Source organism: Azospirillum tabaci (assembly GCF_014596085.1).
Classification (GTDB): Bacteria; Pseudomonadota; Alphaproteobacteria; order Azospirillales; family Azospirillaceae; genus Azospirillum; species Azospirillum tabaci.
The window spans coordinates 46943-59762 of record NZ_JACCJY010000021.1; the positions used below are offsets into that span (position 1 = coordinate 46943).

General features: G+C 66.0%; 12 protein-coding genes. 9 read left to right on the plus strand and 3 right to left on the minus strand.

Going from position 1 to position 12820, the window contains the following annotated elements:
• Positions 1 to 3: 3 nt before the first annotated feature.
• The 3 genes from H0B54_RS18815 (at position 4) to H0B54_RS18825 (ending at position 2789) form a co-directional block, all read left to right on the plus strand.
• Positions 4 to 1191: a polysaccharide pyruvyl transferase family protein gene (locus H0B54_RS18815; protein ID WP_188261601.1), complete on the plus strand. Its 1188-nt coding sequence runs from the start codon at positions 4 to 6 to the stop codon at positions 1189 to 1191.
• A 101-nt stretch (positions 1192 to 1292) separates the two neighbouring features.
• Positions 1293 to 2063 carry a hypothetical protein gene (locus H0B54_RS18820; RefSeq protein WP_188261602.1) on the plus strand — a complete coding sequence of 257 codons (771 nt, stop codon included), beginning with the start codon at positions 1293 to 1295 and terminating at the stop codon, positions 2061 to 2063.
• A gap of 255 nt (positions 2064 to 2318) precedes the next feature.
• Positions 2319 to 2789: a hypothetical protein gene (locus H0B54_RS18825; protein WP_188261603.1), complete on the plus strand. Its 471-nt coding sequence runs from the start codon at positions 2319 to 2321 to the stop codon at positions 2787 to 2789.
• Positions 2790 to 2873: 84 nt separating this feature from the next.
• Here H0B54_RS18825 and H0B54_RS18830 read toward each other — a convergent pair whose 3' ends face one another.
• A complete protein-coding gene (locus H0B54_RS18830) occupies positions 2874 to 4586 on the minus strand; it encodes a right-handed parallel beta-helix repeat-containing protein (protein ID WP_188261604.1) in 1713 nt (570 codons plus the stop codon).
• Between the two features lie 502 nt (positions 4587 to 5088).
• Between H0B54_RS18830 and H0B54_RS18835 the strand changes: the two genes are divergently transcribed.
• The 4 genes from H0B54_RS18835 (at position 5089) to H0B54_RS18850 (ending at position 9254) form a co-directional block, all read left to right on the plus strand.
• A complete protein-coding gene (locus H0B54_RS18835; protein ID WP_188261605.1) occupies positions 5089 to 6162 on the plus strand; it encodes a Bug family tripartite tricarboxylate transporter substrate binding protein in 1074 nt (357 codons plus the stop codon).
• An 83-nt stretch (positions 6163 to 6245) separates the two neighbouring features.
• Positions 6246 to 6752 carry a tripartite tricarboxylate transporter TctB family protein gene (locus H0B54_RS18840; RefSeq protein ID WP_094304542.1) on the plus strand — a complete coding sequence of 169 codons (507 nt, stop codon included), beginning with the start codon at positions 6246 to 6248 and terminating at the stop codon, positions 6750 to 6752.
• 209 nt (positions 6753 to 6961) lie between these two features.
• Positions 6962 to 8452 (plus strand): tripartite tricarboxylate transporter permease, encoded by a 1491-nt coding sequence (locus H0B54_RS18845; protein ID WP_343068975.1) that lies wholly within the window; start codon positions 6962 to 6964, stop codon positions 8450 to 8452.
• Between the two features lie 97 nt (positions 8453 to 8549).
• On the plus strand, positions 8550 to 9254 hold the full coding sequence (locus H0B54_RS18850; RefSeq protein ID WP_188261607.1) for a TerC family protein: 705 nt from the start codon (positions 8550 to 8552) through the stop codon (positions 9252 to 9254).
• 7 nt (positions 9255 to 9261) lie between these two features.
• Here H0B54_RS18850 and H0B54_RS18855 read toward each other — a convergent pair whose 3' ends face one another.
• A complete protein-coding gene (locus tag H0B54_RS18855) occupies positions 9262 to 9450 on the minus strand; it encodes a hypothetical protein (RefSeq protein WP_188261608.1) in 189 nt (62 codons plus the stop codon).
• Between the two features lie 179 nt (positions 9451 to 9629).
• Between H0B54_RS18855 and H0B54_RS18860 the strand changes: the two genes are divergently transcribed.
• Both H0B54_RS18860 and H0B54_RS18865 read left to right on the plus strand, forming a co-directional pair.
• Positions 9630 to 10298, plus strand: a complete 669-nt coding sequence (locus tag H0B54_RS18860) for a CBS domain-containing protein (protein ID WP_246472613.1) — start codon at positions 9630 to 9632, stop codon at positions 10296 to 10298.
• Between the two features lie 36 nt (positions 10299 to 10334).
• Positions 10335 to 11093: a GntR family transcriptional regulator gene (locus H0B54_RS18865; RefSeq protein WP_188261610.1), complete on the plus strand. Its 759-nt coding sequence runs from the start codon at positions 10335 to 10337 to the stop codon at positions 11091 to 11093.
• Between the two features lie 215 nt (positions 11094 to 11308).
• Here the strand turns inward: H0B54_RS18865 and H0B54_RS18870 are convergent, their stop codons facing one another.
• Positions 11309 to 12808: a CoA-acylating methylmalonate-semialdehyde dehydrogenase gene (locus H0B54_RS18870; RefSeq protein WP_188261611.1), complete on the minus strand. Its 1500-nt coding sequence runs from the start codon at positions 12806 to 12808 to the stop codon at positions 11309 to 11311.
• Between the last annotated feature and the right edge of the window lie 12 nt (positions 12809 to 12820).

Consider the following 12820-nt stretch of genomic DNA (forward strand, 5'->3'; position numbering starts at 1 on the left):
AAATTGGCTAACATCCTAGTCATGATTCCCTCCGGCGAAGTCTACGATCATGACTGCGTGCGGTGGTACAGCTACCAGAACATTCAGCGTAGCATTAACCATTACCACAACATCGGCGACGCCTTCGTCTACGATTCTTCGCTGAAGCTGCTGACCTTTGACCGTCTCGACGTCGTCGAGATCCGCGAGTTCAAGCAGGAGGTGGTGGACAAGGCCAACGCCGAATACGATTACGTGTTCCTGCGCGGGTCGAACTACATCCACGACCACATGACCTGGCCGGAGGGCACCGAGCAGGTGCTGTCCAAGCTGCGCATCCCGGTCATCGCCTTCGGCGTCGGCGCCCAGGCCCCGGCCACCGGCAAGCTGACGCTGTCGGACGAGAGCAAGCGCATCTGGCAGATGTTCGCCGACAAGTCCACGACGTTGGGCGTGCGCGGCACCTACACCGCCGAAGTGCTGTGGGACCTCGGCATCAAGAACGTCCGCATCGTCGGCTGCCCGACCGCCTTCCGCAACCGCGATCCGGAGCTGCGCATCGACCTGCCGTCGCTGGACAGCGTGCGCAACGTCGGCATCACCATGCGCCGCGAGGTGTCCAGCCACTATTCGCCGGACGTGAAGACCTACCTCACCCGCCACCGCGACTTCGTCAAGGACATGAGCCGCCGCTTCGACACCGTCCTGATGATGCAGGGCGAGGTCGAGGAGAAGAAGCTGCTTTGGGGCACCGACGAGCAGAAGGCCGAAGCCTGGGACGAGCTGCACAACAACAACTGGCTGAAGAACTGGTACTTCGACGAGGAACTGGACGAGCTGTACCGCTCGCGCCTGTGGTATTCGGACGTGGTGGCCGACTATGAGAGCATCGTGCGCTCGAAGGATCTCGTGCTGGGCTACCGCCTGCACGGCAACCTGATGGCGCTGTCGAACGGCACGCCGTCGGTCTATTTCAGCTACGACAGCCGCACGGCGGAATTCGCGGAAACCTTCGCGATCCCCTGCTACGACGTCTATTCGGACAAGCCTTTCGTCCTGGAGGAATACTGGGACCAGAGCCTGTTCGAGAAGTTCAACCGCACCTTCTATCAGCGCTACCGCGACATGCGGGAGTTCCTGGACGAGAACTACATCCCGCACCGCATGCCTAGCCCGACCGCGCGCAAGTCGCCGCAGCGCAAGGCGGCCTGACGGCGGTTGCCGCAAAGAGGGGCGCCGGTGCCGGAGAGCGTTTTCTCCGGGGCCGGCGCCCCGTTCCCGTTTCTTCGACCGCTTACTCACGAGTGTCCGCCATGCCCGACGTCGCCACGCCCGACACCGTTTCCTCCATCCCCGTCGCGACGGAGCCTGCGGCGTCCGTCATCGAAGGCCGCGTGGACGCCGTCCAGGCCGGACGGATCTACGGCTGGGCCTGGGACCGCTCCTACCCCACCGACCGCTTGACGGTGGAGTTCCGCGCCGAACTGCCGGACGGGCGCAGCGTGGTTCTGGGGCGCGCGCTGGCCGACCGCCCGCGCGAGGATCTGGTGGGCGGCAACTTCGGCGACGGGCACCACGCCTTCGAAGCCGAGCTTGAGATTCCGGCCGGGCTCGACCCCACGCGCGTCGTCGCGGTGGTCGCCGCGCCGAGCACCGGCACCATCGCCACCTTCGCCCAGCCGAGCGCCGAGGAAAAGCTGCTGGAGCGCACGCTCGCCCCGCATCTGGTGCGCATCGGCGCCGGGCTGGACGCCGCCCGCCGTGACCATCAGCAGATCGCCGCCGGCCAGCAGGGCATCGCCCGGCTGCTGCGCGAGACGCAGGAGCGCATCGCTGCCGGTCAGGCCGGAGCCGGCGCCGCCGCGGCCCAGCAGGCCGCCCTGTCGGACGCGCTCCACAGCCTTCAGGAACGGGTGGCCGGGCTGGAGGTTTTCCTTGTCCGCATGGACACGACGCTGCGCGGCTTCGATGACGCGCTGAAGGTGAAGTCGGCCAAGTCGCACGCCCCCACCATCATTGCCGCCCTTGCCTCGGCCGTGGGGGCCTTCGCCGCGACGGTGATCGGGCTGGCGATCTTCGGATAAGCGGAGGCCCGCCGCCCTCCCGGCTCTCACTCCAAGACGCTGTTTCATCGTTTCCAGGCGCTTCAGCCGCCGCCGATCCCGGCGGCGGCTTTGTCGTGCGCCGATGATGGACGCGCGGCCGTTCCGCGTGCCACCCTGCATGACGCGCGTCCCGCCGGGATCATGCGGGCCGCCTTGCGGCGTTCAGGACGTCCCTGAAACGAACCGCATTCCGAACCGACAAGGCCAGCGGCCTTCTACCGGGAGACATGCGACATGCCCGCAGATGGTCCTTCCACCCCTCCGATCTCCCCGCTTGGCGGCGACCTCATCACACCCAAGGATCTCCACGCGATCACCGAGGCGCAGGAGATGGCGCGGCGGAAGGAGGCGCAGGAGCTTGAGAAGAAAAGGCAGGAGGAGCAGAGCGCGATCCACGACGCCTTCATGCACCAGCACCTCCGCCCGGACACCAAGGAGCGCTTCACCCGCGCCGTGAGCGCGGCGGCGGAACGCGGGGCAACCGAAATCGAGATCGTGCGCTTTCCCAGCAGCTATTGCAGCGACGGCGGCCGGGCGATCAACAATTTCGAGCCCGACTGGCCGGACAGCCTCACCGGTTTCGCGCGGGAGGTCTACGACAATTACGACCGGTATCTGCGCCCCGCCGGCTACAAGCTGCGCGCCCAGATTCTGAGCTATCCCGGCGGCATGCCGGGCGACGTGGGCGTCTTCCTGCACTGGTGATCGCCGGCATCCGAACGCACCGACGCCCGGCCAAAGAATGGCCGGGCGCGGTCGTCGCCGAAACGATGGAGAGAGAACCCGTCCTTACGCGGTTGGGCTGGCCTTGGAGGCCGAGGAGATGGTGTTGTTGACGACGTTCTGGCTGATGCTGTCGGCGATGGACACCGCGGAGCGGCCGTTGTTGTTGTTGAAGATGTTGTCGTGCACGTCGAGCGTGATCGACCCGGCGCCCTTCAGGTGCTCCATGATGCCACCGTTGTTGTTGAAGATCTCGTTGCCGTAGATCTTGTAGGTGACGCTGGTGCCCTGGTTCTGGCCGACCGAGATGCCGACGTTGGCGTTGCCGTAGATGGTGTTGTCGTAGATCTCGGTGCTCGACTTGGCGAGGATGCCGGCGCCGCGCGGGTTGTCGTAGATCGTGTTGTCGTGGATCTTCAGCGTGCTGTTGGCCTGGCTGTGGTCGTGGTACAGCCCGTGCGACCGGCCGTCGCCGCCGCCGGCGCCGTTGTTGAAGATCGTGTTGCCGGCGATCTCGCCGCTCAGGATGCGGCCGTTCCAGCCCGAATACACACCGTCGGTCCGCCAGCCGTTGTCGCTGATGGTGTTGTTGGTGAAGTACTGGTCGGCGTTGTCGGCGGAGTAATGCACGATGCCGTAGGCACCGTTGCCGTCGATCGTGGAATGATCAATCCGCAGCCCGTGGGAGGTGCCGCTGATGACGACGCCCGAACCCCGGTTGTCCAGGATCTGCGAGTTGGTGACCTTCACGTTGTCGGCGCCGCCGTTGAGCTGCAGGCCGGCATCGCCGGAGCCTTTCATGGTCAGGCTGTCGAAGGTGATGTTGTCCTTGTTGTTCAGGCTGACGGCGTAGCTGGAGCCGCTGGAGGCCTGGATCACCGGGTTGGCGCCGGTGCCATAGGCGCCGTAGACGATCGGCTTGTCGGAGGTGCCGGAGGTCGAGGCCAGCAGGCTGTCGTGCCAGGTCTCGCCACGCTCGAACAGGATCAACGAACCGGCGGCGAAGCTGGTGGAGTTCACCTTGTCCAGCGACTTCCAGGCCTGGTTCGCGGCATGGCCGGAGTTGCTGTCGCTGCCGTTGGTCGCATCGACGTAGTAGATCTGCGAGGCCGGGGTGGACGGGTAGTCCGACGTGCCGGAGGTCGGCGCCGTGGGGGCGGCCGGGGCCGCGGCGGCGGTCGTCGCGAAGAACTCCTTCGGCGCGGCGACGGCCAGCGTGCCGTTCCACCACATGTTTGCCTGACCCGGGACGACGTCCTTGCCGTCGAGCGCACCCTTGTCATAGGTGACGTACGGATCGGTCGGAGCGACCTTGTGGCCGTTGATGGAGATGGCGTTGACCGTCAGGTTGCGGTCCTGCCCATCGACGGCGCCGTCGTTGTCGTACTGGATCTGAATCTTGTGCGCCTGGTCGGCGGTCACGTTGGCGTCGAAGGAGAAATCCTTGGCATCGCCGGCCGCGGTGCCTTCGCCGACCACGGCGCCGTCCACCAGCAGCTTGAAATGGGGCGAGACGCCGCCCGCGGCGGTGCCGGAGGCGTTCACGACGATCTTGGCGGTGGCAGCGGCAGCGGCCGTGGCGTCGGCCAGCGCCAGAGGCTGTGCGGTGGTCTGGAGTGCCTGGAGATGGAGAATTGAGTCCGGCGTCGTGGCGCTGTCGGCGGTCACCGGGGTGATGCTGTCGACAACAGCCTGGAACGGATCGGCAGCAGAATCACCGACAAAACCGGTCGTGTCGGCGTGGTTCTGATGATCAAGCTCAATGGCCATATGTTCCATGGTCTTTCACTCTTTCCTTTTTTTACAGCGCCACGTTTGTGGCGGTGGGCGGGAATGTGCGCGGATCGCGCCGTCCCGCTTGCTGTGCGCTCAATCGTTTTCGACAGGACCGGAGCCTAGCCAGCCCCGTGTGGCCTTAAATGGTTCGATTTTAGGATAATTAGTTTTTGAAGTGCGCCAAATCCGTCACAGGATTGCCCTCAACGAATGGAGTAGTTCCTCGAATTTAAGCGTTAGCACGAAAGAGTTAACTCTTCCGGCGGTTTCCTGAATTTGCTGTGAAGTACAAGAATTTAGCCATCGATTTTCGATGGATTCTGGCGCCGCACCCGATGATTGGGCCCGGTCGTCTTGTGACATTCCTGTTGAAGAAAGCTGGGATGCCACATACCATACGCCACACGGACAGTTTGATGGACAAACAATCCGTCTCGCCGGACAACCCAAAAATGATGAGCCGTGCCGACGGAAGCCCGGCCACCCAAAAGGGAAGGAATGAGGCATGAAGGACGTACAGCGCCCGCGCTGCGCGCGGAAGACCCCTTTTGACTCCTTCGCTTTTAAAAACACGCCAAGAAGAAGGCTCGCAAGCGGAACGGCCCTGGCCGGCGCGCTCGGCCTTCTGCTGATCCCCAACGCGGCCCAGGCCGCCTGGGAGCCGACCAAGTCGGTCGAATTCGTCGTCCCGGCGGGAACCGGCGGCGGCGCCGACCAGATGGCGCGGATGATCCAGGGCATCATTCAGAAGAACAACCTGATGGGCCAGCCCATCGTCGTCATCAACAAGTCGGGCGGTGCCGGTGCGGAAGGCTTCCTCGACGTCAAATCGTCGAACCGCAACCCGCACAAGATCATCATCACCCTGTCCAACCTGTTCACCACGCCCCTGGCGACCGGCGTTCCCTTCTCCTGGAAGGACATGACCCCGGTGGCGATGCTGGCGCTGGACAACTTCGTCCTGTGGGTGAACAGCGAGGCCCCGCAGAAATCCGCCAAGGAGTTCGTCGAGGCCGCCAAGGAGGGCGGCGCCAACCGCTTCAAGATGGGCGGCACCGGGTCCAAGCAGGAGGACCAGATCATCACCGCCGCCATCGAGCAGTCGGCGGGCGTCACCTTCACCTACGTCCCCTACAAGGGCGGCGGCGATGTGGCGGCCCAGCTCGTCGGCAACCACATCAACGCCAGCGTCAACAACCCGATCGAGGCGGTGTCGCAATGGCGGGCCGGCGCGCTGCGGCCTCTCTGCGTCTTCGACAAGGAGCGCATCCCTTTGAAGGAGCCGGTGGCCGACGGCAAGTCGTGGAACAGCATCCCGACCTGCAAGGAATCCGGGCTGGACGTGGAATACACCATGCTGCGCGGCATCTTCATGGGGCCGGGCGTCACGCCGGACCAGATCGCCTATTACGTGGACCTCTTCAAGAAGGTCCGCGAGACGGAGGAATGGAAGGACTTCATGGCGAAGGGGGCCTTCAACGTCAGCTTCAAGACCGGCGATGACTTCAAAAGCTGGCTCGCTGCGGCGGAAACCCAGCACAAGACCCTGATGGACAAGGCGGGCTTCACCAAACAATAGCCCTCCTCGTCCGACGCGCGGCCCCCGGGGCATCGCGCCCCGGGCGCCCTCCCCCACCTTTCGGGTTTTCGTGGGAGTGAGCCATGGAGCATGGGACACAGAACAGTGATCCGGTCGTCTCGAACCGGACCATGGAGATCGTCGTCGCCGGGCTGTTCGCCCTCGTCGCCCTCGTGGTGATGGCCGACAGCATCCGCGTCGGCAACGGCTGGGGGGCCGACGGGCCGAAGGCCGGCTACTTCCCCTTCTATGTCGGCCTGATCATGCTGGTCAGCAGTCTGGCGACGCTGGCCGTCAACATCTGGCGCCACAGCGGCGAACGCACCGCCTTCGTCGAGAAACACCAGCTCGCCCTGGTTCTCCAGGTGCTGGTCCCCAGCGTCGTCTTCGTGATCCTCACCGCCTTCCTGGGCATCTATCTGTCGGCGATGCTGTTCATCGCCTTCTTCATGCACTGGGTGGGCAAGTACCCGATCAAGACGATCCTGCCCGTCGCCATCCTCGTGCCCGCGGGCCTCTTCGTGATGTTCGAGATCTGGTTCCTGGTTCCGCTTCCCAAGGGGCCGGTGGAGACGATGCTCGGGTTCTGACCAGTCCAGTTTTTTAAAAGCCGGGGCGGCCGCGGGAACGGCCGCGCACACCGAAGCAGCGGCGGGCATCCGCGACGAACCAGCCCATGCGGCGGGGATGAACCCCGTCCTGCGCGCTCAAGACGCGACGCTTCCAAACGGAACGGGCGCGGATGCCGGAAAGGGAGGGAAACTTGGAAGCGCTCGGGTCACTCATACACGGGTTCGGCGTGCTCGCCGACCCCATGAACATCGCCTACATGTTCATCGGCATCACGCTGGGCGTCCTGATCGGCGTGCTGCCTGGGCTGGGCGGGGCGAACGGGGTGGCGATCCTGCTGCCCCTGACCTTCAGCATGTCGCCGACCTCCGCCATCATCATGCTCTCCTGCATCTATTGGGGGGCGTTGTTCGGCGGGGCCATCACCTCGGTCCTGTTCAACATACCGGGTGAGCCATGGTCGGTGGCGACCACCTTCGACGGCCATCCCATGGCGCAGAAGGGCCACGCGGGCGAGGCGCTGACGGCGGCCTTCACCTCGTCCTTCTTCGGGGCGTTCGTGGCGGTCCTGCTCATCACCTTCCTGGCCCCGGTGATCGCCGGCTTCGCCCTGCGCTTCGGCCCGGCGGAGTTCTTCGCGGTCCAGCTTCTGACCTTCTGCAGTTTCGTCGGCATGGGCAGCGAATCCCCGTTCAAGGTGCTGTGCGCCATGATGCTGGGCTTCGCGCTGGCCGCGGTCGGCCTGGACAGCGTGACCGGCGAACTGCGTATGACCTTCGGCTCGGTGGAGCTGCTGCGCGGCTTCGACTTCCTGATCGCGGTCATCGGCCTGTTCGGCATCGGCGAGATCCTCCTGACCATGGAGGAGGGCCTCGCCTTCAAGGGCAAGAGCGCCAAGATCAACGCCAAGGTCGTGTGGGAGACCTGGAAGAGCCTGCCCCGCTACTGGGTCACCGCCATCCGCGGCTCCATCGTCGGCTGCTGGATGGGCATCACGCCCGGCGGCGCCACCCCCGCCTCCTTCATGAGCTACGGCCTCGCCAAGCGCTTCTCCAAGAACCGCCAGAATTTCGGCAACGGCGAGGTGGAGGGCGTGGTCGCTCCGGAGACCGCGGCCCACGCCGCCGGGACCAGCGCGCTGCTGCCCATGCTGACGCTGGGCATCCCCGGCTCGCCCACCGCGGCGGTGCTGCTGGGCGGCCTGCTGATCTGGGGACTCCAGCCCGGCCCGCTGCTGTTCGTCGAGCAGAAGGAGTTCGTCTGGGGCCTGATCGCCAGCATGTATCTGGGCAACATCGCCGGCCTGATCGTCGTGCTGACCACGGTTCCGGTCTTCGCCTCGATCCTGCGCATCCCCTTCAGCATCATCGCGCCGGTCATCGTGGTGATCTGTGCGGTCGGCGCCTACACGGTGCACAACGCCTTCCTCGACATCGTCATGATGCTGGTGTTCGGCGTCGTCGGATACGTCTTCAAGAAGCTGTCCTACCCGCTGGCCCCGCTGGTTCTGGCGCTGGTGCTGGGCGACATGGCGGAAAGCTCCTTCCGGCAGGCCATGCTGGTGTCGCAGGGCGATCTGGCGATCTTCTGGTCCAACCCGCTGGTCGGCAGCATCGTCACCCTGGCGCTGGTCATGCTGTTCTGGCCGCTGATCTCCGCCCTGCTGCGCAAGCGCCAGTCCCGGCAGGACGGCGGGACCCAGGTCATGCCCGTGAAATAGGTCATCCCGGTGAACCAGCTCCACCCACTCCCCCGCCGGCGTCCGGGACGGGACGACCGGCGGGGGGATTTCTTCTCACATCGGGGGGTTCGGGACGATGGACACGTCCGATTTCATGATCGCTCTGCTCCAGATCATCTGGATCGACATCCTGCTCAGCGGTGACAACGCGCTCGTCATCGCGCTGGCTTGCCGCTCGCTGCCGCCGAAACAACAGAAGATCGGCGTCTTCCTCGGCACCGGGGCGGCCATCGTGCTGCGCGTGCTGTTCGCCGTCATCATCGCCTACCTGCTGGCCATCCCGTACCTGAAGATCATTGGCGGGGCACTGCTGTTCTGGATCGCCATCAAGCTGATGCTGCCCACCGAGGAGGAGGCGCAGGCGGAGCATGACGGCACCTCCGCCGGTCTGTGGGGGGTGGTCCGCACCATCGTGATCGCCGACGCGGTGATGAGCCTGGACAACGTCATCGCCATCGCCGCCGCCTCGCACGGCAACACGGTCCTGCTGATCCTGGGGCTGGCCATCAGCATTCCGCTGATCGTCTTCGGCAGCACCCTGATCCTGAAGGCCATCGAACGTCTGCCGGCCCTGGTCTATGCCGGCGCCGGACTGCTCGGCTACATCGCGGCGGAGGTCATCCTCACCGACCCGAGCATCCACTCCAACGTGACGGAAAGCCTGCCGGTGCTGACCGGTACGGCGCCCTTCGTCGCGGCGCTGGGGGTGATGACGGCCGGCTTCCTGATGGCCCGCAGCATCAACCGCCGCCGCGCCTTGGTGGAGACCGATCCGGCTTGAAGAGGTTTCAGCAGCAGGAGGAGCGACGGGGCTCGCGGCAGCGGTTGCCCCGGACCGCCCGGAAACGGCCCGGCAGGGCCATGGCGCGCACGTCGCTGGTGATCTCGGAGATGAGGCCAGGATCGTTCCGCAAAATCTCCGTCACCACGGCGGCCAACCCGGCCAGGGCGAACACGACGGCAAGACTCTCCAACATGTAGAACTCCGAACTCTGACCACACTCATGTTGCAATGCAGCAGAGATGGCGCAAAGTCCGTTGGAGAGCAAGGGACAAGAAACATAGAATTTCGTATACCAGATACGCAGCAGGAGCCGGACACAGGCTCCGCACCGCCAGTTCAGGGAGGAACGTCGAGATGCAAGCGAAGGATGTCATGACATCGCCGGTCATCACGGTGGCGCTGGACACCCCCGTGCCGGACATCGCCGAACTGCTTTTGACCCATCGGATCAGCGGCTTGCCGGTCGTCGACCAGGACGGCCGCGCGGTCGGCGTCATCAGCGAGGGGGACCTTCTGCGCCGGGTGGAGACGGGAACCGACCGGCCGCGCGCCCGCTGGCTGGAGATGCTGGTGGGCCGCAACGTGCAGGCCGCCGACTTCCTGAAGACGCATGGGCGCTGCGCGCGCGACGTCATGTCGCGCCCGGTTCACGCCGTCGCGCCCGACGCGGAGATCGCGGAGATCGCGGACCTGATGGAGGACAAGCGGATCAAGCGCGCCCCCGTCCTGGTCGACGGCCGCCCGGTCGGCATCATCAGCCGGGCCAACCTGCTGCACGGGCTGCTCCGCAACCGGCGTAGCGCCGCCGGTTTCGGCGCGTCCGGCGACGAGGCGATCCGCGCCGCGCTGCTGGAGGCGTTGGACGGACAGTCCTGGGTGGACCTCAATCGGATCAACATCGTCGTCAACGACGGGGTCGTGCAGCTCTGGGGCATGGTCGACAGCGAGGAGCAGCGCCGCGCCCTGCACACCGCGGCGAGCGGCGTGAGCGGCGTGAAGCGCGTGGAGGAGCATTTGAACCGGAACCGCTTCGTCGGGTGATCCCCCGGCCATCCGCCCCATTGAAGGAGCAGCCCGATGCCGCCACCCGAACTGTCCGTCCAACCGTTGGACTCCGGTGCCACCTTCCGCAACCAAGTCTACCGAAAGCTGAAGCAGGCCATCATCCAGATGGACATCTACGACCACCCCGGCGACGTCCGGCTGGACGAACGCCAGCTCAGCGGCCTGCTGGGCGTCAGCCGGACCCCGATCCGCGAGGCCCTGACCCTGCTGGAGCAGGAAGGTCTGGTACGGCTGGAGCCGCGGCGCGGGATCTACGTCGTCCGCAAGACCAAGACCGAGATCATCGAGATGATCATCGCCTGGGCGGCGCTGGAGAGCATGGCGACCCGCCTTGCCGCCGAACGCGCCACCGCGGAGGACATCAACATGCTGTGGGACATCTTCCGCAGCTTCGAGGAACAGGCGCCCTCCGACAACATCCAGGAATACTCCGACGCCAACATCGAGTTCCACAAGGCGATCATCCGCCTCAGCCGGGCGCGCATCCTGGAGACGCTGACCGACAACCTGTTCATCCACATGCGGGCCATCCGCAAGCTGTCGATCCGGCAGGACAACCGGGCCGAACAGTCGATGCACGAGCACCGTGACATCATCCGGGCGCTGGAGCGGCGCGACGGCGAACTGGCGGAGCGCTTGGCTCGCGAACACACGCTGGGGCTGGCCGCCCATGTCGAGCGGCACGGCGATTTCCTCGACTGGCTGCGGTTGGCCGAGGTGCGGGGCACTGACGTGAAGGCCGCGTTCAAGGACGGCCTGCCGCTGATGTAGCAGCGGACAGCGGACCGCAATTTAGCCCTCTCCCCCTGGGGAGAGGGTGGCCCGAAGGGCCGGTGAGGGGGTTGTGCGTTTCCGGTACGTCCGGCACAAGCGCACCCCCCTCACCCCAACCCTCTCCCCGCTTTCGGCGGACCACAGGTCCGCCTGTCGCGTCAGCGCAAACTTCGTTTGCGCGTGAGCGGAGGGGAGAGGGAATTACGCTTCCCTCACTTCATCGACGGGAAGGAGAACTGCGCGCCTTCGCGCACGCCGCCCGCCGGCCAGCGCTGGGTGATCGTCTTGCGCCGGGTGTAGAAGCGCACGCCGTCCGGCCCGTAGGCCGCCAGATCGCCGAACAGCGACCGCTTCCAGCCGCCGAAGCTGTGGTAGGACACCGGCACCGGAAGCGGCACGTTGACGCCGACCATGCCGACCTTGATCGCGTCGGTGAAGTAGCGCGCGGCCTCGCCGTCGCGGGTGAACAGGCAGGTGCCGTTGCCGTACTCGTGGGCGTCGATCAGGTCCATGCCCTCCTGCATCGTCTTCACGCGCACGACGCAGAGGACCGGGCCGAAGATCTCTTCCCGGTAGACGCTCATGTCCGGCGTCACCCGGTCGAACAGGCAGCCGCCGAGGAAGAAGCCGCCCTCGTGCCCCGGCACCACCAGCCCGCGGCCGTCGACGACCAGTTCCGCCCCTTCGGCGACGCCTTGGTCCACGTACCCCTTCACCTTCTCGAAATGGGCGCGGGTGACCAGTGGACCCATGTCGCAGCCGGTGCCGGTCCCTGCCCCCACCGTCAGGCCGCGCACCTGCTCCGCCAGCATCGCCACCACACGGTCGGCGGTCGCGTCGCCCACCGCGACGACCACGGAGATCGCCATGCAGCGCTCCCCGCAGGAGCCGTAGGCCGCCCCCATGATCGCACTGACCGCGTTGTCGAGGTCGGCGTCGGGCATGACGATGGCGTGGTTCTTGGCCCCGCCCAACGCCTGCACCCGTTTCCCATGGGCGGTGCCGGTGGCGTAGACGTATTCGGCAACCGGCGTGGAGCCGACGAAGCTGACCGCCTGGACGCGCGGGTCGGTCAGCAGCGTGTCGACCGCCTCCTTGTCGCCGTGGACGACGTTCAGCACGCCCGGCGGCAGGCCCGCCTCCTGGGCCAGCTGCGCGACGAGCAGGGAAGCGCTCGGATCACGCTCCGACGGCTTCAGGATGAAGCTGTTGCCGCAGGCCACGGCGACCGGGAACATCCACAGCGGGACCATGGCCGGGAAGTTGAAGGGCGTGATGCCCGCCACGACGCCCAGCGGCTGGAACTCCGACCAGCTGTCGATGCCCGGCCCGACGTTCTTGGAATGCTCGCCCTTCAGCAGATCGGCGATGCCGCAGGCGTATTCGACGTTCTCGATGCCGCGGGTCAGTTCGCCGCGGGCGTCCTCCAGAGTCTTGCCGTGTTCCCGCGTGATCGCCGCGCAGATGCGGTCGGCGTTGTCCTCCAGCAATTGGCGGAAGCGGAACATTACCCGTGCCCGCTTGGCCGGCGGCGTCGCCCGCCACGCCGGGAAGGCGGCCTCGGCGGCGGCGATGGCCGATTCCACGGTGGCGCGGCTGGCGAGCGGGACGCGGCCCACGGTTTCACCCGTCGCCGGGTTCACGATGTCGGCGCTGCGGGTCTCGGCGGGGGCGTCGGCCGTGCCGCCGATGAGGTGCGGAACGAGGGTCATGGCGTTCTCCAT

What these genes read in the sequence shown, in the direction of transcription:
- H0B54_RS18820 (WP_188261602.1), top strand. Translation starts at nt 1,293, where the DNA reads ATGCCCGACGTCGCCACGCCCGACACCGTTTCCTCCATCCCCGTCGCG.
- H0B54_RS18825 (WP_188261603.1), top strand. Translation starts at nt 2,319, where the DNA reads ATGCCCGCAGATGGTCCTTCCACCCCTCCGATCTCCCCGCTTGGCGGC.
- H0B54_RS18830 (WP_188261604.1), bottom strand. Translation starts at nt 4,586, where the DNA reads ATGGAACATATGGCCATTGAGCTTGATCATCAGAACCACGCCGACACG.
- H0B54_RS18835 (WP_188261605.1), top strand. Translation starts at nt 5,089, where the DNA reads ATGAAGGACGTACAGCGCCCGCGCTGCGCGCGGAAGACCCCTTTTGAC.
- H0B54_RS18840 (WP_094304542.1), top strand. Translation starts at nt 6,246, where the DNA reads ATGGAGCATGGGACACAGAACAGTGATCCGGTCGTCTCGAACCGGACC.
- H0B54_RS18850 (WP_188261607.1), top strand. Translation starts at nt 8,550, where the DNA reads ATGGACACGTCCGATTTCATGATCGCTCTGCTCCAGATCATCTGGATC.
- H0B54_RS18855 (WP_188261608.1), bottom strand. Translation starts at nt 9,450, where the DNA reads ATGTTGGAGAGTCTTGCCGTCGTGTTCGCCCTGGCCGGGTTGGCCGCC.
- H0B54_RS18860 (WP_246472613.1), top strand. Translation starts at nt 9,630, where the DNA reads ATGACATCGCCGGTCATCACGGTGGCGCTGGACACCCCCGTGCCGGAC.
- H0B54_RS18865 (WP_188261610.1), top strand. Translation starts at nt 10,335, where the DNA reads ATGCCGCCACCCGAACTGTCCGTCCAACCGTTGGACTCCGGTGCCACC.
- H0B54_RS18870 (WP_188261611.1), bottom strand. Translation starts at nt 12,808, where the DNA reads ATGACCCTCGTTCCGCACCTCATCGGCGGCACGGCCGACGCCCCCGCC.